Below are 16,624 nucleotides of genomic sequence, written 5' to 3'. Positions count from 1 at the left end.
GGCCGTCCGGGGACACCATGCGAATCGGGGTGAAAGCCATAGGGTTCTCCTGGCTGAAGTCCTGGCGAAGTATGGGAAGGGGGTCGCCCCGCGCACGGCCAGGAATCACGCGCGGGGCGACAGCTCAATGACGCCGAATCAGGCGTAGGTGACGACGTAAGCCGTCGACGGGCCGGTCGCGTTGGTGACGACGACGTCGTGGGCACCCGCGGTCTTGGCCGGGGTCGTGATCGCCAGCACGTTGTCGTTGACCAGCGTGTAATCGGTGGCAGCGGTCCCACCGACAGTGACCGCGGTGACGCCGGTGAAGTGGGCGCCTTCCAGCACGACCGACTCCCCACCGGCCTCGGCGAGAGTGCCCGCCGGCAAGTGCGAAGTGATCGTCGGGACAGTGGCGGTCGCGGAGAAGCCCATCGATTCGACGAGGCCGGCGACGCCGGGGCCGCAGATGACGTTCTTCAGCGAGTAGCCCAGAGCGCTATCGATCTTGCCTGCCCAGGTCACGTTGTAGTTGAGTGCGCCGTCCTGGGACCAGGACTGCTCACCGACCTCGGTGACGATCGCGCGGGGCAGGATCCGCAGGATGTAGATGGCGTCGGCGCCGTCGCCGTCGACCATGCCGAAGATCAGCCGGTGGTAGCGGGTGGACGGGCTGGTGGGGTCGTTGTACTGGATTTCCTTGGTGGTCGCGTCAGCGGTGATCGCGGACAGGTCCATGCCGGAGTACAGCTCGAGCGAACGACGCTGGGTCTGCAGCAGTGTGGTGCTGACGGTGACCTTGCGGGAGATGATGTCGGTGCGTGGCGGTTCCAGAGCACCCCAGGCTTCGATGTCGTTGGATTCGACCTCGGGGCGGAAGGTCGGTGGTGCGTCCTTGGCGGTGAAGCCGAGGGATTCGAAGTCGGTCAAGCCCTGGAATTCGGCGGACACGCCGGAGGTGAATGCGGCGGGGATGGTTGCATCCGGGTCGCCGATCAGTACGAAGCCCTTGTTGGGGCGGCGAATCAGCTCCGGCTTCCAAGCCGCGAGCTGATCGAAAGTGACAGCAGGCATGAAGGTTTCCTTGATGTGGGCACACCAAAAACACCCGCGGCATCAAGCACGGCACGGGGTGGTGTGGGAAAGAGTGGGAAGGCTAGGCGCGGGGCCTGCGGTAAGAGAGGCGGACCGTTGCGGACACACCGCGGGCATCGCGACGCTGCGGTGGGATGTACTGGCCGCCGGTGGCTTCCTCGGCGACATCAATCAAGAACCCGCCTGGTGCGGTGTTCCCGGCCGCGAGGATGCGTTCCTGGCCTGCCGTTTTCAGCGTCTTGGATTCGGCGCGGGTGGAAGCCACGTATTCGACGTCGATCACCGGGTTGTCGGCGACACCGTCTTCACGGCCTCCGACACGGGTCACGTAGATGTAGGGCGGGTCGATCTCGTCGGACTCGAAGGTGACTACGGGTGCGATGTCGTCGAGGAGGGCTTTCATCACGTCGTCGAAATCGGGGTAGGGAATCACTTAGCCCTCCACGTCTCGGATGAAGTCACGCATCACGTGCTCGGGGCGGTTCCAACGAGTTCCGTGTTCACGGAACCGCGCGTAGTAGCCGGAGGCGTAGACGATGCCTTCTTGTTTGCCGGTTTCGTCGAGCCCGACGGCGGCTTCGACGCTGGTGGCGTTGAAACCGGTTCTCCACCTGCTGCGCAACGCCCACCGGTCGGCGCCCTGCTCCCCCACCTCTTGCAGGAATGCCCGAAGGGTCGGGTCTTCGCGGAAGTAGGCGTCGAGGTCGAGGTCAGACCCGTCGTATTCCACTGTTGCCGTCCTTCGCGATCTTGAACCGCACACCGGTGGTCCACCCGCTGAACGGGTTCGGAGTCTCCCGAACCTGGCCGTCGATGACGAATTCTCTTGCACCCAACCGGATCCGGTCCGTTTCGAGCACATCCGAACCGTGTGGGGCGGTGACCTGGGCGACCAGCATGCGTTGCTCACCTTGGGTGGAGTCCTCGGTGTCGGTCGCCCACTTCAGGTCACACGGCCCGATCGGGTGCTCGGCGGTGGCCGAGCTGGCGGGGTCACCTTCCCAGTTGCGGGCGGCGCCGCGGATCACGGTGAGCATGGTCCCGCCGGGGTAGGTGGGGTGCGCGTAATTCACCATGTGAGCGGCCTCGTGGATGCGAGCCCGGCGTTGCGGAGGATCCGCATCGCCGCTGGAGACAGGGCGGTCAGGGATCGTTCGATCTCACCAACAGTGATGCTGTCGGCGTAGGTGACCGATCCGCCGTCAGCGGTCTGGGACGCGATCGACAGTTCCCTGCCGACCGCCCCTGCGACGGGGTCGATTCCAGCGAGGTGCCACATTGCGGCGTGCGCGCAGGTCGCGTCCCGCATGGCCTCGGCAACGTCGAGGTCGACCGGCAGACCGGATGGGTACACCTCGTACAAATCCAGGCGTGTTGCAGCACGGACGAGTTGGGAGGCGTACCGGATGAGCCGGACCGCGACCGGTCCGTCGGGGAGTTCGGTCAGCCAGCCGTCGGCGAGGTCGTCAGGGTCGGCGTAGGTCAGCATCAGCTGGCGGCCTTCTTCGGGACGGTCTTCGCGGGCGCCTTGCGGGGTGCGGGTTTGGACGGCACGGGAGCAGGTTCGGGTTCCACGTCGACGGAGACCGGCGCAGGAATCTCGGACCAGTAAGCCCACCCCAGCAAGTCCGGGCGCGGGACCTCCGACTCGACGATCCGGCCGCCGTGCAAATACTGGTAGAAGTGCACTACCGTTCCTCCAAAAGCTTTTTGAGGGTGCAATCAATCACCCGCGTCGCCCACCAAATGCAGGCGACGCGGGAATCGATCAGGCCAGGTCGCCGCGCAGCAGAACGCCGCGGTTCGGATCGAGGGTCTTGGTGCCGAACAGGATGTCGACCGAGATCACGTCGGACTTCAGGTCCAGGTCGTAGTCCTGCACGATGCGCAACGACAGACCCTTGTACGACTCCATCGCGCCCCAGGTGTTCGAGCGAGGCAAGGCCAGAGGCGCGGTCGCCAACGCAAGAGCGGTCTTGTGGAACGCCAGACCGACCTCGGTGGTGGGCTGACCGACGGCCGGGCTGCCCGCAGGCTGCACGATGTTCTGGGTCATGTAGGCCGAGAACCCGAAGATGCCGTTGCCGATCGAGCCCTGACGCAGTGCGGCGTTGTCGCCGGACTTGTCAGCGTGCTTGATGATGTCGGAGTTCAGCCAGCCCGCGCGGGTCGTCGGGCCGACAACGGCGGCGCGCTCCGACGGCGGCACATTCTGGATGTTGAGCTGCCGGTCAGCCTCGATGAGGCTTTCGGGCTTGTTCCATTCGAAACCGGCCGGAGTCGACTCGCCGGCGACCTGAGTGAAGTCGGCCAGGGCCTGGGCGATGATCGCCCGGTCGACGGACTGGGCGAGTGCCTCGCAGGCGGGGTTCAGGAACTGTGCGTCGAAGTCCTCCAGACGCAGGGTGAGGTCCTGCGTGGTGATCGCGAACGACACGTCCTTGTGCTGATCCAGGGTCACCGCGACGCCGGTCTCAGTCGCGTTCTGCACGGTGATCGACGGTGCGGCAGGGTTGAAGGTCTGCGCGGTGAAGGTGGCGGGCTTGCGGATGGTGACCGTCGAGCCGATCTTCTGGCTGCCCCACTCCGACGACACGTCGGTGTAGACGAGCGGCACCATGCACAGCTGTTCGTAAAGATTGGCAAGCGCCTTCTTGGCGATTACGGACGGGGTGAGAAGGGTGTTAGCCATTTAGGCTCTCCTTGAATGCAGGTCAGTCGGCGAATCCGCGTGTGGTGCGGTATTCACGCCGGTAGAAGTCGATGTCCTTGTCCCCGCTGGAATTGGGGGTGGCGTTTCCGCCGGACATGTCTCCGCCGCTTCGGGGAGCCGCCGCCTGGGCGGGCGCCTTTTTCAGCTTCGGATTGTTTTCGACTGCCGCAGAAACGACTTCGGCCACCTGGGCTGCGAAGTCGTCGGCATTTGTGTCGAGTTTCGCGATCTCTTCGTTCACCTTGCGGGAATCGAGGATCGCTTCGAGGTCGGCTTCGGCGGTGTTCGCGGCGCGGGTGACTGCGTCGCGGCGCTCGAAGGTGCGCAGCTTTTCGGCGACAGAATCGCGGTCGGCTGCGAGTTGGGTTTCCCGTTCCTGCGCGGCTTTCAGAAGCTCAGCAGGGTCGGGTGGGGTGTCGTCGGAGATGAGTCCGAGTGCGCGACCGAGTTTTTCGGTCAGTTCGTCCTGTGCTGCTTTGGCGGCCTCCTGGGCAGCCTGAACAGCAGCTTCCTTGCCTTTGATGCGGGCGTCAGCGGCTTCGTCGCGGAGCTTCTTGACGTACGCGGCGTCGAAGGACTTCGGTTCCTTGCCAGCCTCGTCGGCGGGTTCGGTGACCGGGTCGGTCTTGCCGGTTTCGGTGCCCTGTACATCGGCACCGGAATCCGGGGTGTCGACCGGTTCAGCAGCGAGCGCTGGGGTGTCGACCGTGGTGGTGTTTTCAGTTGTGGGTTCTGCGGGGGTGGTGGCTTCGTCGGCCATGAATTGTGCCTCCTGGACACGCGAAAACACCCGTGCGGCACCAGGCCGAACAGGTGTTGAAATGACGAAACCCCCAGGGCCAGACGACCAGAACTGGGGGTTATTACACCCGCGCAAAATGGGCGGGAAGTCTGTTCTTTTAGAAGCGGAAGCTAGAAGTCTCGAACTCCGTGGTTTTCACGCCACCCCAGGTTTTCAAGACCTGTTTATCCCCTGCGGAGGTAGCTTCCATTTTGGCAGGCTCGCCAGGATTCGAACCTGAACTAACTGAACCAAAGTCAGTTGTGCTGCCGTTACACTACGAGCCTACGAATCAGGCTGATCGGCGCGACTGCTTCAACAACGCCAGCAGTTCGTCCTGCCGTGACGGCCCGACCGCGCCGGCGAGCTGGTCAGCGAACACTGACCGCGCCTTGTCGATCAACTCGGGCGGCACGGAAGGTGTGGCGTCCATGATCTCCAGCAGGGCTTCCTGCACCTGATCATCCAGCGAAAGGTCGGTTCGGCCGCGGCCCTGTTGTGCCTCCGCGAGCGCCCACTCGAACTGGCGGCGCAGCTCAGCGTCAGTCAGTGAGATGGTGCTGTGCGGGATCATGGCTTCTTCCGTGACATTTCGATGAGGAGGGCGTGTAGTACCTTAGCGGGTTCGCTGGCTTTGTCACCATTGATTTCGACGTCTTCGAACGCTTCAGCGAGGGCTTCGTCGAGCTTGAATCTGGTCTTCGCCTTGTCCTTGAACGAGTACGTCGAAAGCTGGCTCTCCCACCGTGTGATGCGCTGGAGCCCAACATGGGGCGGCTCGCTCGGGTCTTCGTACCGCGGCTGCCAGTACTTCCACAGGGCGTCACCGACCCGTTTACGGGCTTCGGCGTCTCCGTGGAAGTCGAGGGAGTGCCCGAACTCGTGCACGACGGTCGCGTATGCCGGGCGTAGGTCGGTGTTCGGTGCGTGGAAACCGATCTCTACATCCCTGCGGGCGTGAGCTGCGAGTCTCTTCGGGTTGGTGGCGAAGTCGATGTTGAAGTGGATTTCGCTGTACCAGGAGTCGATCGCTTGGTCCTTGATCGGGATGGTCCAGGCGTAGGCGTTGCCATCGGCGGTGTCCTGGGAGATGTGAACCCCACGCAGGTCGACATACTCGTACTTCCGGAGCATGTCCGTGACCGCACGGGCGATTTCACGCGCCGTTTCAAGGTCAACGCCCGGAGCGTCGAAACCGGTCACATCAAACCCGAACCGCCTTGCGAGAAGGTCACCGACCTCGGCGGCAGTGCGGGCCTGGTCGTATGGAGACCGCGGCACCTTGACCTTGCCGACCTTGACGGTGTTGGGCTTCTTCTTACCTGGCCAGCCCAGTGCGTTCGCGGGAGCGGGCATCGACGCCGCACGCATGCGGCTCCTGGTGCGGGCTTTCCGGTTCGCTACCGCGGTAGTGCGGCGGGCAATGCGTTGAGTTTCGGGGGTGCGGACCGCCGGCGGCGGTGTCGGATCGTCCGGCGTCCACACTTTGATGGTGTGGCGGCATCCGTAATGGAACAGGCCCCTCTCGCGGGCCTCGGCGAGTGAGCACATGACGTTGACCGGGACCGTCCGGCCGGTGCGGGTGTCGCGGGTGATCGCACCGATCGTGGCGCCGCTAATCGAGATGATGCGGCCTTCAAACGGTGTGCACAGGCGGCAGGCGCCGGGGACGTCGGAGACGATGAACAGGTCGTGGCCGTCAGTGCGGGCTTGTGCACAGAATCCGTCGACTTCGGCGGTGGTGACCCCGGTACGTATTTGCTGCTCGGTGTAGGCGACCAGCTCGCGTCGGCGACCACGCTGGTCGGTGGTGGCGACGATCCCGAACCGGGCGTTCCGTTGCAACGCATCCCGCAGCAGGGTGGTGAGGTCGTTGTCGCTGGTGATGTTCGGGTTGCGTGAAACCTCTTGGACGACACGGCGGTAGATGTTCTCGGTGTCGGCCAGGATGCCGCGGTGTGCGGTGTCGAGGCCGTCGAGGACGTGGTCGATGATGTCCTGTACCGCGTTGTCGTCGAAGTGCTCGGTGTGGGAACCGGTGTCGTCGCGGGCTGCTCGGGTGCCGTCCTCCCACGCCCGGTTGATTGCCGTAGCGACCATGCTGGGTGTTTGGTTCGCGACGTCGTCGACGGTGCGGTGGATGGTGCGCCGGAAGGTTGGCAATCGCATCAGCATGCGGGTCAGCCACCGTCTCCCCCACCCGCGTTCGAGACCTAGGAGGTGAGCGAGGATCCGCCACAGCAGCAGCTCGAGGGCTCGGTACAGGTGGACTAGTGGGGCGGCGTGTTTGTCACCGTTGGAGGGGGTGAGAGGCATCAGGCCGCCTCCTCCAAGGTGTCACCACCCTGCGGACGTGGCTGGGGGTTGGTTTGCTGCAGGTCGTTGTGTGGTTCCGCTGGTCCGTCGAAGTCGCTGTCACCGAACGAATCAGCGGCGGGCGCGAGCTCGGCCAGTTCGGCTTTGATCGCGTCGACTTCTTCATCGACCTCGTCGGAGGACAGGTTCGGGTTGATCTTGCGGACGGACGCGGCGATCGAAATGGCTTGTGCTGTCCGGAGGTTCGCGATCTCGATCGACCGTTGAACTGGGTCTTGGTCCACACGGACCGGGAATTGCATCTCCGGGTCGGCTTGGAGGCCGTAGTTGCCGCCGTAGACGAGTTCGTCGAGGTCCATCATGGTGCGGGCCAATGGGGCGGTAGCGCTGCCCCAGTACAGAGCCTTTTTTGATCGGGTGCGGTTGGACAAGTCCTTGCGGGCAGTGACCTCGGTTGCGGTCATCGCACCCGATAGTTGGTCGTCGCCGAAGTCGCCTGTGCTGTACCCGGCGGAGACCAGGATTCGGTTCATCAGAGCGGTGCAGGTGGCTTGATGCTCAAGGTGCCTGATTTTGAACTGTTGAGCTTGGACCAGAGTGTTTGGTCCGCCCTCGATCAAGTCCTCCGAGGGTGCGGGGGTGTAGATCGCCTGTTCGGGATCCCATGACGCGCCTTGTCCGGGTCCGTCCTGTTCCAGCAGGGAGGCGGCGACGAACAGGCGTGCTTTCGCCAAATCCAGGTCGCGCATCCACGACGACCACGCTTCGTCCAAGGCATCGAACAGGTGCTCAATGCCTTCGAAGTCGGAGCGCCCCAACGGGGACAGGCCAGGAAGGTTGCGCCACCGGCGGGCGGGTCGCACGTTCGGAATGTATGCGGCGGTCAAACCCTTCACGCCGGTCTTGATCGACGAGTTCTCGTCAACCAGGTCGGCAGCCCAGGCGGTGGCTTCTTGTTCTTCGAGGGGCATGCGGCGGCCGATGTGGTCGCCGTCCCCGCAATACAGGGCGTGTTCGATCGCGCCGGGTTCGTGACGTTCCAAATGCCGCCAGGTACCACGCTTGTCCGTGGCAACGACCGACCAAAAGGTGACAGCCGATAGTTTGCCGTACCGCCATTCCGGGATCGCAGCATCGGGGCCGACAGCGGACAGCATCACCTTGTCGGTGACTTCCTGGTCCCAGAACAGGCGCAAGAACACGCCACCGAGAGCTGCCTGGATCTCTGCCGCTTCGAGGAACGTGGCTGTCGCGTCGTCGCATTCAAGCAACTGGTTCAACCGGTCTTGTGCCGCTTCGAGATTCGTGGCGTCGCCCTCGTTCAACACCCACTGTGGCGGTTGCCCGAACAGCAGGTCCGCCGAGGTGCGTGCAACGTCGGCTGCGGCGGGGATATGCAACCGTTTGGTGGCTTGCTGTGGGGGGCGCCCCCAGAACCAACGGGCGACTTTGCCGATGACGCCGGTGGAGTATTGGGCGGACCGGGTTTTGGCGGGTTTGCCGTCAGGGTTTTGGGTGTAGAACGCGGACAGCAAATCCGTGTCGCCGGCAACCCACGCTGAGTGGAGGTCGTAGGCAGATTGGGCGACATCCCATGGCTCAGGTGGCCAAGCACCACTGAATTCGGGCATCGGCATGCGCCACCTCCAGAAGGGTGCGATGTGAGCGCACGCTCAACGGCGGTCGCTATGAAGTTGGGAGACGGCGGCGGGGCCCGTCAGAACACGTTGACGTTCGACCAGCCGCGCTGGTTGTGTGCGCCGACCATCAGGCCGAGCATTCCGGCGGGTGACCACACGCCGTACTGGTTGAGCATGTACTCCGAGGAACGTTCCGCTTCCAAGGCGGGGCAGCCGAAGAGGGTTCGGCCTTCGAACTCCTGAGAGTAAAAGTGGTGGAAGTGGGCGGTGAAGAACAGTGATGTCGTGCCGAGTTCTTCGGTGCGGCCCAGGATTTGGCGTTCGATCGCGTTGCGGGTGCGGGTCTCCGACGAGGAGCCGCGCCCCTTCTCGATGTAACCGTGGGAGAAATAGCAGTCCACACCGGACAGTCGGAGGGTGACGGCTGGGTCGCCGGCACCGATGTGCCAGTTGATGGTCGGGACAGCACCGTGGTCGGCGAGTTCGTCGAACAGTTTCCGGACTTGGCGGGCGATGTGAGTGGAAGCGTTGTCGCCCTGGGTGGTGACGGGATCCTTCGAGCCGTTGCGGGTCCATTCGCCGTGGTTGGAGATCACCGACGACACCGACACCGGAACACCGATGCGGAGTGCTTCTTTGATCGTCCACACCCGCATGTCGAAGTCGAGCTCCAACTGTCGGGACTTGTTCAGCTCCACCACATGTGACTGGTTGCCGTAGTTGTTACACACGCCTTCGACCTCGTCGCCCATGAATGCGACGTGGATTCCTGACAAGGGGCGTGAGGCGTGCATGCCGGCGGCTGTCACCAAATGGGTGGTGACGCCGCGGCGCCAGTTCTCTATCGCCTGTTCGGTGCCCGGTTTCCCCAGTTGAGGGTCGGCGACGAGGATCACGTACGTGTTCGTCGCGGCAGTCTGGGTCGCCACAGGGAACGCCGCCGTGAGAAGCGTTGTGCGCCAACGGTCCACCGTTTCCGGGCAGATGTCTGTGGCACGGCGGCGTCGGAACCGTGCGCTGTAGCTGTAGAGCTGCACAACGTCTCGGGTGCCGTCGTCCTGGGCCTTGGATTGTTGCCACGTGCTCATGCGGACGGTGTCGTCGACGACGTGGAACTCGGTGGCGTTCAGGTTGAACAGGGCGAAGACATGGGTCCAGTCGTCGTTGATCGGTGCGTCGACGACCACGTTGTTCACTGTGGCGCCGTCACCGGTGACGTCGATCGAGCCCTTGTTCACAGGGTCACGGCCGGCGAGGTTCGCGGCGTCGTCGGCCAGTGTCACGCAGCAGCCTCCACGTTGACCGAGCATCCGCAGTCGCCGCGCACGTGCACCCGGAACCTGGTTTCTGCGGCGTCGAGACCGTATTTCACGGCGAGCCTCCACACATGAGCGATGGGCTGACCATCTGCGAGCAGAACGTCGAGAGCTTGCCGGTCCCGTTCATCGAGCGAAGCCAGCCACGCGCCCGTGGAACAGGGTCGTGGTTTGCGGGTTCGCTGCCGCAATTCGAAAGCGTCATCAGCGAATGACATTCCAACCTCCAAGATCGGTTACACCAATCCTATGAGTGTTGGCAAACCGCCAGTTTCTATGCGGCGAACCGGACTTCGACTGGTTTGTTTTCGGGTTCCGGTTCCGTTTTGACCGGGAGTTCGTTCAGTTTGATCTGCCGCCGCCATTTACGTTCGGTAGTGACGATCACGTAGCGTAAACTGTCACATCCATGGTCATTTACCTTGACCGGAGCATCTTTACCTTGGTCAGTCGCCTTGGTGTCCCACACATATCCGGGGATCTCTTTCAACAGCTCAGGGCACCGGTCAGTGAATTTCAACCGACCTGCAGCGACCAACGCAGTCAATGTTCGAATCCCGTACAGGACGTCCTTTTGCGCGATGACCGTCGACAGCCCGTCTTGTTTCAACTGGACCCGGTAGTCGGCGGCGGCGCCGTCGACGACCACGTATCCGCGCCACGGTTGACCTTCAGCGGGGTCAGAGGGGTGGTGCGGTTGGGCGAGCCAGTCCCGCAACCCTTTGGACAACTGCACGTTGGTCCAGCGGGCTTCGTTCGAGGTGGACTTGTGGCGCCACTCATCCATCACATACAAGACGTCGTCGACACCGTGGCCGACGATTACCGCGTGCGTGGGATTCGTGGTGCCGTGGTCGACACCGACGCCGATGATCCACCGCATCTCTGGCAGCAGATCCCACGGGACCACGTGCTGGTCGGGGTCGTACATGTCGAAGATCGCGCCGTCTGCAGCGACCCAGCGCCCCAAGATGTTCCGCAAATAAAACAAGCCCGTGAACTCGGCTTTGATCGCGGCGACGTATTCCGGCGGCAGGCTCGGGTTGTCGTCGAGGGTGAAGTGAAACGACTTCACGTCCATCTCCGGGTCGTCTTCCCGGTCGATGTACCCGACCTTCAGAAAGTGGTTCGGGTTATCGGGGTTGGTCGTGGCGAGGCATCGGGCACCCGGCACAGACAGACGCGCCAGCAACTGTGTCCAAAATGACTCCGGCAGTAGTGTGGCCTCATCAACGAGCGCCAAACAGGCTGTCAGGCCGCGCAATTTTCCCTCGGCACGAACATCGGATGCACCGATCAAGTGCACCGTGCGACCGAAAATCACCGCGATATTGGAGCCGCGGGTGTGATGGGTTTCGCGCGCCCACGGGCCGAATACGTTCTCATCCTGCATCGGTTCGAGGATGTTGCGCTCGATGGTTTGCAGCGTCCGTCCGCAGATGAGGATCAACCCGCTAGCCGGTGCGCGCGTGATCGCGTCGAAGAACGCGAGAATGCTCGCTATGGTCTTGCCTGAACGAACCGCGCCAGACCAGATGGACGTACGATATTCACGGGATTGGACGATGGAGGTGATCTGCTTGCGTGAGAGTGGGAGGTTGTCGAGCAAGCTTGCTAGCTCATCTTGGCGGCTCATTCGGAACCGCCGTCGTCGTCAGATTGTTGGGCGAGCTCGTCAGCGGCAACTAGTTCAGCCATACGGCCGAAGAAGTCGCTAATCATCGACGTCGCTTCGGCGGACATTCCGCCCTTAGCCTCGGCGATCGCCTTCAGCTCGGCAGCCTTATAGCTGCCGGTGAGCTTGGCGCGTTGATCCATGATCGACAGGGCGCGGTCGATCTTCCATTCGTAGCCTTTGTCTTTGGCCTTGAGGTCGGGGTGGATCAGGTCCCAGAGGAAGTCGAGGCGACCGAGTTCGATGGTCAAGTATTCTTCGGCGTTTTCGCGGGTGATTTCTTTGACCGCTTGGGTGATGTAGCGGGAGACGCTGGAGCTGGAAACATCCAGTTCCTCGGCGATCTCGGCGTGGGATTTGCCCGCCATACGAAGTTCGAGCGCACGATTGCGTTTCTGCTGTGTCTCGACCAGGGTTTCGACGGGGGTGGTTTTCTTGCGTGCCATATTGGCGGACCTCCAGGGCGCGGCGGGCTCCTGGCCGGACTCGCGTACTAGGTGGTGGGGACGGTCGCCGCCTGGGCGATCCGTGCGAGGCGCACGACGTGTGCGGTGCCTCTGGTGAGCGGCCAGATCAGGGCTTGGCCGTGGGTGATTCGGGTGACGCGGTATCGGCCGGGGAGGTCGGTCGCGGTCACGATGGTGCCGGGGGTGATGGTCATTTCCACACTCTCGGGAGTCGGGCAAACGGGTCGAGCTGTTGAGGCAACCCGTTGATCAGATGCAGGGCGGTGATGATGATCGCCGCACGCACAAGCAGCGGATGTTCCTCAAGACCGCGGTCGACACCCTCCGAAAGTAGTTCGCCTTCCGGGGCGATCACTTCGAGCACGGTCACAACACCGACCAACACCAGCCACAGATGGCCGGCACGAATCCGTGAACGCCACACCGGTTACTCCTCGTCGTCGACGACCACGATGTCGGGGCGTGTCATAGCGCTGCGGGTTTGTTCGAGCAGGCCGAGCAGCACATATTCTGGTACCGAGTCGTCGCGGGAGAAGCGACACACCTGGGACCAGGAGTCGCCCTCGTCGTCGTAGCCGCGTCGGACACCGATCACCATGTAGTCGGTGAGGAGGCCGGGGTCGTCGTCCTCGACGTATGCGGTCCAGACGGTGTCGATTGCGGCGGTGAGTGCGTCGTCAGCTTCGCGTTGTTCAGGTGTTCGTGGCATTCGCGGCCCGCCTCAAATGGTCTGGGCGGTGACCGGACCAGTGCAGGTCGTTGGTCACGACCACCGGGGTTTGTTGGTAGCCGAGTTCCCGGATCGTGTCGTATGCGTCCGGGTTGTCGGTGATGTCGATCAGCGTGTATTCGGCCCCGAGTTTGTCCAGCGTTCGTTTTGTTGCGTTGCAGGGCTGGCAGTCGGGTTGGGTGTACACAGTGATCAACGAAAGCTCTATTCGGTTGTGTTGAGTGCGGTGGTGATGTCGTCGAGCGCACTGTTCAACTGGTGTTGGGCGGTGATCACATCAGCGGTGGCGCGGGCGCAGGCGGTTTGGGCGTCGGCGAGTTGGCGGGCAGCGTCGGCGGCGCGTCGTTCGGCGGCTTCGACTCGTTCGGTCATGGTGGTCCTGTCAGTAGACCGGCGGGAACCAGTTGCCGCGAACGAAGTTCGGGTAGTTCCGGGGGTTGAGGTCGTACTTGCCGTGCACACCGGTGGTCAAATATCCCCACATGCCTGCGGATTCGTTGCACACCCAGTCGCCCGCGTTGCACACCGTCAGGACGGGGAACGCCCCGAAGTTTGCATCCACACCTGCAGCGCCGCGGAACAGTCCGAGCAGGTCGGCGGGGACGGCCAACGGGTTCGCGGCGATGCCAGGGCCTCCCGGACCTGCTGTTCGTTTAGGGTCGGAAAGGAGGATGGCGGTGGCGTTCGGTTCGGTTTGGTGTTGCGAAACCCAAACGTGAACAACGGCTGCACCTCCCGAGTGGCCCAACATTTTGAGGTGTGTTCCGGGGCACCGGTTGCGGTAAGCGTGGAACAGGCGGTCGAGTTCGTTGACGCCAGCGGTGATGTCGACGGAGTTGTATCCGACGGGTTGGTCGGCCGGAATGTAGGTCGAGGTTTGTCCGGTGCCGCCACCGTTGATTTCGAATCCGCCGACCCCGAACGTGTACGTGTCGGGGCAGCCGGGTCCGCCTGCGTTTGCTGTGGCGGGTGCGACGATCAGGGTGGCGGCGATGAGTGTGGCCGCTGCGATGAGTCGGGTGCCGATGTTCATGGGGCCTCCCGGCCGCTCGAAACAATGAAGCTGGGCCCGCCGGACTCCCAGGTAGCGAAAACTGGTCCGGCGGGCGGGCCGCGGCGCGGTGACGCTGCCGGCGGCCCCGCCACCTGAGAAGCCCTACAGCCAGGCGCCCGAAAGGCGGGGCGGCCCCGGATGCGGAATGGGGCACGAGGGTGGTGGCGAAAACGAGCGGTGGGAGTTCTCCTGGCAGACACCGACTACCGATTTGCGTTACCCCACATAGGAGGTCGCACTACGCCAATGGGCGCAGTTAAGTTCTAGGAGTGGCCGCCGAGACGCAAAGCATCAGCAGAGGGTTCCAGGCTGACAGTCTCATCCGTCTTGGTTTCGAGGCCGATCTTCACGAGACGCGCGAACACCGTCAGCGTCACCTTCACCACATCGTCACCGCCGATGGCCAACTCGTGGATGACCACGGGGTTGTCCTTCGGGGAGAGGACCGGCTTGCCGTTGATGCGGATCTCTTGCGGACGCACAACACCTGCAGCACCGGATCGGTCGTCAGTGTCGGCGTATTCGATGATCTCGATGTCGCAGCAGTCGGGAATGGGACGTGACATTCAGTTCTCCTGGTCGAGTTCGCCGGGCAGGTAGTGGTGGCAGCCGCAGTCCGGGCCGCCTTTCGGGCATGCCCGGTCGATCACGTCGGCGGGGTCTTCGTACTCGTCAACCCAGCGGGCGAGTGCTTGACGTTCGCGGGAGCGTTGCCCGCGTTTGTCGATGAAGTCGCCGGAGCTGGGCCCGCAGAACACGCACACGGGGCGCCTGGCCATGGCGCCGAGCATGCGCACGGTCAGGGGATCTCGGCGGTGAAGTGTGCGTAGGCGTGCGCAACCTCGGGGTACAGAGGCGCGAGTTCAGCGTCCACCTCGTCGGCAAACGAATCGATGTTCAGCACATCAGCGATCACATCGGCAGCTGCGCGCACGGTGGCGCTCACAGTCTCAGAGGTGTTCTCCACCAGGGCCCCTCGGGGTAGTAGCAGTCGAAGTTGTTGCAGATGCAGCGCAGCGGTGCCACGGCGGGGCAGCAATCAGCAGTCCAGTCGCCTGGGTTCTCGTATTCGTCGGCCCAGGCCGCGGTCTCACGCTTCTCGCGCTGGCGGACCGTGGCGTGTGTCGGCGGGTGGCAGCAGCCGAGCCAACAGTTCGGGTGAACCATCATCGCCACTACGCGGCGGCCAAAGCTGATCGAGTTCGAGCCCGATAGTCACGCTTGTAAGCGGCGCAGGCATCCTTGCAAGGGCGACAACGGCATCCGCGGTAGTACATTGCGATTCCGCCATGCTCAGCAAGTTTCACGCCGAAAACCTCGACAAGATCGACCACAGATTTCGACTCATGGCACGGCCTACAAAGCACCTGACACTTCGCGAGTTCGGCGTTTCGTCGTTCCTCTGCCCACGACCACACCAGATGGGTAACCTTGGACAGTGGGTCGACATGGTCAATTTCTAGCCGGTCCCGTCGAACCACATCTAACGCAGGACTTGCCACGGAACCAGTTCGCGCGACGATCGGCCATCCACTTCCGTTGATACTCGCGCTGCGCTTCTTTGGTCGCCATAGGCACGGCTGCACCCCCCGTTGGCTCGATCTTTATAATGCGGAGATAGCCCAGCTGCCCAGTTGGGAAGGTAGGGCTATTGCGTCGGGATGGCGCGACTCGAACACGCAACAGCCCGCTCCCAAAGCGGGTGCTCTACCACTTGAACTACATCCCGAAAGCCCCGTCGAAGTAAGGAAGCCGTAGCTCTAGCCTTGGCGGGCATCATTGATGCGGCGGTCGGATTCGAACCGACGACTTTCAGATTATGAGTCTGACGGGGTAGCCGGACTCCCCCTACGTCGCAATGGGGCTTTGATATCGGAGGTATCCAACTCCGTAGGGCGCTACCTAGACGCAGGCTTTTCGGCCGGGCCGCTCTATCCAGCCGCGCAAGGATTGGTTACCTCCGCCTCGCCGGTCGCACGGGCGGGAAGGGTCGAACTTCCGACACACGGTTTTGGAGACCGCTGCTCTGCCACTGAGCTACGCCCATAGGAGCAGGCGCCCTTGCGGGCGGTCTGCTATGTAGTCGCCCACCGTGGTGGACTGGCGGGATCAATGTCCCGCTGCTCCGCACCTGTAGTTCCGTGCGGCAATTCTGTTGTCCTCGGGAGGAGGCCGAAGCCCGCGAGGCCCGAGGCGAAGTTAGTGGGTGGGGAGTTGCCTAGACTCCGACCGGGGCACGGATCGTAAGGATTAGGTACCCGGTGCTGCGACTGTCCAGCTACGGACCGGTTTCCGCCTGCGAAGGTTTCCCCTCAGCCACTTGGCCGTTAGGTTCCCGGCAGTCGCACACATTCGCGGCCCGATCACGCGGTAGCCGCTCTCTCTGTCACCACCAGCACCGGCCGCTAAACCGATGCTTTGGGTCCTCCGCTGGATTCGAACCAGCATCAACCGCAATATTGTTGCGGTGCCTCAACCAATTGGGCTAGGAGGACTGTATGAAGTTGTTAGCACCGAGCTGGTACGTCAGCAGCTTGGGCGGGTTGTGTGCTACGTAATCGGGTTGCCGATCCGGTTTTGGGCACACGTAATGCACGAGACTGACAATAGCATCCGGCGGACACAGTTTCTCTGGTTGTATATCACAATTCGGTAACGATAAAGTTGGCTGGGTTGAACCGCCCATTTATGCAAATCACGCCGCATACCCCCTGTACTTCTTCACGACCGGTTTCCGAGTGCCCTGCATCTGCCGCACCACACCCACACCCCGAGGCCCATAAAAGGCTCCCCGAGGAACCTCACCAGACCGCACCTCCGGCGCCAAATGACCAAAATGCCAATACCCGTCGACCACC

General features: G+C 63.0%; 24 protein-coding genes and 5 tRNA genes. 1 reads left to right on the top strand and 28 read right to left on the bottom strand.

The window, feature by feature from the left end; translation table 11 throughout:
- Positions 1-138: 138 nt before the first annotated feature.
- From ACFO5K_RS04620 to ACFO5K_RS04560, 13 genes are all read right to left on the bottom strand, one after another.
- Positions 139-1,053: an IPT/TIG domain-containing protein gene (locus ACFO5K_RS04620; protein WP_378556123.1), complete on the bottom strand. Its 915-nt coding sequence runs from the start codon at positions 1,051-1,053 to the stop codon at positions 139-141.
- An 82-nt stretch (positions 1,054-1,135) separates the two neighbouring features.
- Entirely contained in the window at positions 1,136-1,477 is a 342-nt protein-coding gene (locus tag ACFO5K_RS04615) for a phage tail termination protein (protein ID WP_449289679.1), read from the bottom strand.
- 30 nt (positions 1,478-1,507) lie between these two features.
- Positions 1,508-1,804, bottom strand: coding sequence for a hypothetical protein (locus ACFO5K_RS04610; protein WP_378556117.1), 297 nt, complete (start codon positions 1,802-1,804; stop codon positions 1,508-1,510).
- Positions 1,785-2,150 (bottom strand): hypothetical protein, encoded by a 366-nt coding sequence (locus tag ACFO5K_RS04605; RefSeq protein ID WP_378556114.1) that lies wholly within the window; start codon positions 2,148-2,150, stop codon positions 1,785-1,787. The genes ACFO5K_RS04610 and ACFO5K_RS04605 overlap by 20 nt, the downstream gene beginning before the upstream one ends.
- Positions 2,144-2,563: a hypothetical protein gene (locus ACFO5K_RS04600; RefSeq protein WP_378556111.1), complete on the bottom strand. Its 420-nt coding sequence runs from the start codon at positions 2,561-2,563 to the stop codon at positions 2,144-2,146. The genes ACFO5K_RS04605 and ACFO5K_RS04600 overlap by 7 nt, the downstream gene beginning before the upstream one ends.
- Positions 2,563-2,763, bottom strand: coding sequence for a hypothetical protein (locus ACFO5K_RS04595; protein ID WP_378556108.1), 201 nt, complete (start codon positions 2,761-2,763; stop codon positions 2,563-2,565). The genes ACFO5K_RS04600 and ACFO5K_RS04595 overlap by 1 nt, the downstream gene beginning before the upstream one ends.
- A gap of 79 nt (positions 2,764-2,842) precedes the next feature.
- Entirely contained in the window at positions 2,843-3,766 is a 924-nt protein-coding gene (locus ACFO5K_RS04590) for a P22 phage major capsid protein family protein (RefSeq protein ID WP_378556105.1), read from the bottom strand.
- A gap of 22 nt (positions 3,767-3,788) precedes the next feature.
- The gene (locus ACFO5K_RS04585; RefSeq protein ID WP_378556102.1) at positions 3,789-4,547 is read right to left on the bottom strand and encodes a hypothetical protein; all 759 of its coding nucleotides are present in this window, start codon (positions 4,545-4,547) and stop codon (positions 3,789-3,791) included.
- A gap of 234 nt (positions 4,548-4,781) precedes the next feature.
- A tRNA-Gln gene (locus ACFO5K_RS04580) sits at positions 4,782-4,855 on the bottom strand.
- 5 nt (positions 4,856-4,860) lie between these two features.
- Positions 4,861-5,142, bottom strand: a complete 282-nt coding sequence (locus tag ACFO5K_RS04575; RefSeq protein ID WP_378556099.1) for a hypothetical protein — start codon at positions 5,140-5,142, stop codon at positions 4,861-4,863.
- A complete protein-coding gene (locus tag ACFO5K_RS04570) occupies positions 5,139-6,884 on the bottom strand; it encodes a phage minor capsid protein (protein ID WP_378556096.1) in 1,746 nt (581 codons plus the stop codon). Before ACFO5K_RS04570 ends, ACFO5K_RS04575 begins: the two co-directional genes overlap by 4 nt.
- A complete protein-coding gene (locus ACFO5K_RS04565) occupies positions 6,884-8,521 on the bottom strand; it encodes a phage portal protein (protein ID WP_378556093.1) in 1,638 nt (545 codons plus the stop codon). Before ACFO5K_RS04565 ends, ACFO5K_RS04570 begins: the two co-directional genes overlap by 1 nt.
- Before the next feature lie 80 nt (positions 8,522-8,601).
- On the bottom strand, positions 8,602-9,807 hold the full coding sequence (locus ACFO5K_RS04560) for a hypothetical protein (RefSeq protein ID WP_378556091.1): 1,206 nt from the start codon (positions 9,805-9,807) through the stop codon (positions 8,602-8,604).
- A 104-nt stretch (positions 9,808-9,911) separates the two neighbouring features.
- Here ACFO5K_RS04560 and ACFO5K_RS04555 point away from each other — a divergent pair, with 104 nt between their 5' ends.
- Positions 9,912-10,055 (top strand): hypothetical protein, encoded by a 144-nt coding sequence (locus ACFO5K_RS04555; RefSeq protein WP_378556088.1) that lies wholly within the window; start codon positions 9,912-9,914, stop codon positions 10,053-10,055.
- Between the two features lie 59 nt (positions 10,056-10,114).
- Here the strand turns inward: ACFO5K_RS04555 and ACFO5K_RS04550 are convergent, their stop codons facing one another.
- From ACFO5K_RS04550 to ACFO5K_RS04480, 15 genes are all read right to left on the bottom strand, one after another.
- Entirely contained in the window at positions 10,115-11,449 is a 1,335-nt protein-coding gene (locus ACFO5K_RS04550; RefSeq protein ID WP_378556085.1) for a PBSX family phage terminase large subunit, read from the bottom strand.
- 23 nt (positions 11,450-11,472) lie between these two features.
- Complete coding sequence (locus tag ACFO5K_RS04545; RefSeq protein WP_378556082.1) at positions 11,473-11,961, bottom strand: sigma factor-like helix-turn-helix DNA-binding protein; 489 nt, start codon at positions 11,959-11,961, stop codon at positions 11,473-11,475.
- Positions 11,962-12,008: 47 nt separating this feature from the next.
- Positions 12,009-12,176, bottom strand: a complete 168-nt coding sequence (locus ACFO5K_RS04540; RefSeq protein ID WP_378556079.1) for a hypothetical protein — start codon at positions 12,174-12,176, stop codon at positions 12,009-12,011.
- Positions 12,173-12,406, bottom strand: coding sequence for a DUF7427 family protein (locus ACFO5K_RS04535; RefSeq protein ID WP_378556076.1), 234 nt, complete (start codon positions 12,404-12,406; stop codon positions 12,173-12,175). Before ACFO5K_RS04535 ends, ACFO5K_RS04540 begins: the two co-directional genes overlap by 4 nt.
- A 3-nt stretch (positions 12,407-12,409) precedes the next feature.
- Positions 12,410-12,691, bottom strand: a complete 282-nt coding sequence (locus ACFO5K_RS04530; RefSeq protein ID WP_378556073.1) for a hypothetical protein — start codon at positions 12,689-12,691, stop codon at positions 12,410-12,412.
- Positions 12,675-12,899: a glutaredoxin domain-containing protein gene (locus tag ACFO5K_RS04525; protein WP_378556070.1), complete on the bottom strand. Its 225-nt coding sequence runs from the start codon at positions 12,897-12,899 to the stop codon at positions 12,675-12,677. The genes ACFO5K_RS04530 and ACFO5K_RS04525 overlap by 17 nt, the downstream gene beginning before the upstream one ends.
- A gap of 17 nt (positions 12,900-12,916) precedes the next feature.
- Positions 12,917-13,084, bottom strand: coding sequence for a hypothetical protein (locus tag ACFO5K_RS04520; RefSeq protein WP_378556067.1), 168 nt, complete (start codon positions 13,082-13,084; stop codon positions 12,917-12,919).
- Positions 13,085-13,094: 10 nt separating this feature from the next.
- Positions 13,095-13,745 (bottom strand): cutinase family protein, encoded by a 651-nt coding sequence (locus ACFO5K_RS04515; protein ID WP_378556065.1) that lies wholly within the window; start codon positions 13,743-13,745, stop codon positions 13,095-13,097.
- Between the two features lie 284 nt (positions 13,746-14,029).
- Positions 14,030-14,332, bottom strand: coding sequence for a hypothetical protein (locus ACFO5K_RS04510; RefSeq protein WP_378556062.1), 303 nt, complete (start codon positions 14,330-14,332; stop codon positions 14,030-14,032).
- Complete coding sequence (locus ACFO5K_RS04505; RefSeq protein WP_378556059.1) at positions 14,333-14,545, bottom strand: hypothetical protein; 213 nt, start codon at positions 14,543-14,545, stop codon at positions 14,333-14,335.
- A 20-nt stretch (positions 14,546-14,565) separates the two neighbouring features.
- Positions 14,566-14,733: a hypothetical protein gene (locus tag ACFO5K_RS04500; protein ID WP_378556056.1), complete on the bottom strand. Its 168-nt coding sequence runs from the start codon at positions 14,731-14,733 to the stop codon at positions 14,566-14,568.
- A 689-nt stretch (positions 14,734-15,422) separates the two neighbouring features.
- Positions 15,423-15,495, bottom strand: a tRNA-Pro gene (locus tag ACFO5K_RS04495).
- 53 nt (positions 15,496-15,548) lie between these two features.
- A tRNA-Met gene (locus ACFO5K_RS04490) sits at positions 15,549-15,624 on the bottom strand.
- Between the two features lie 117 nt (positions 15,625-15,741).
- Positions 15,742-15,813: transfer RNA gene (locus tag ACFO5K_RS04485), tRNA-Trp, on the bottom strand.
- Between the two features lie 374 nt (positions 15,814-16,187).
- Positions 16,188-16,261: transfer RNA gene (locus tag ACFO5K_RS04480), tRNA-Ile, on the bottom strand.
- Positions 16,262-16,624: the final 363 nt, after the last annotated feature.

Source organism: Nocardia halotolerans, assembly GCF_042650145.1.
Lineage (GTDB): Bacteria > Actinomycetota > Actinomycetes > Mycobacteriales > Mycobacteriaceae > Nocardia > Nocardia halotolerans.
Note: the sequence above shows the minus strand (reverse complement) of the source record. Positions and strands in the feature narration are given on the sequence as shown.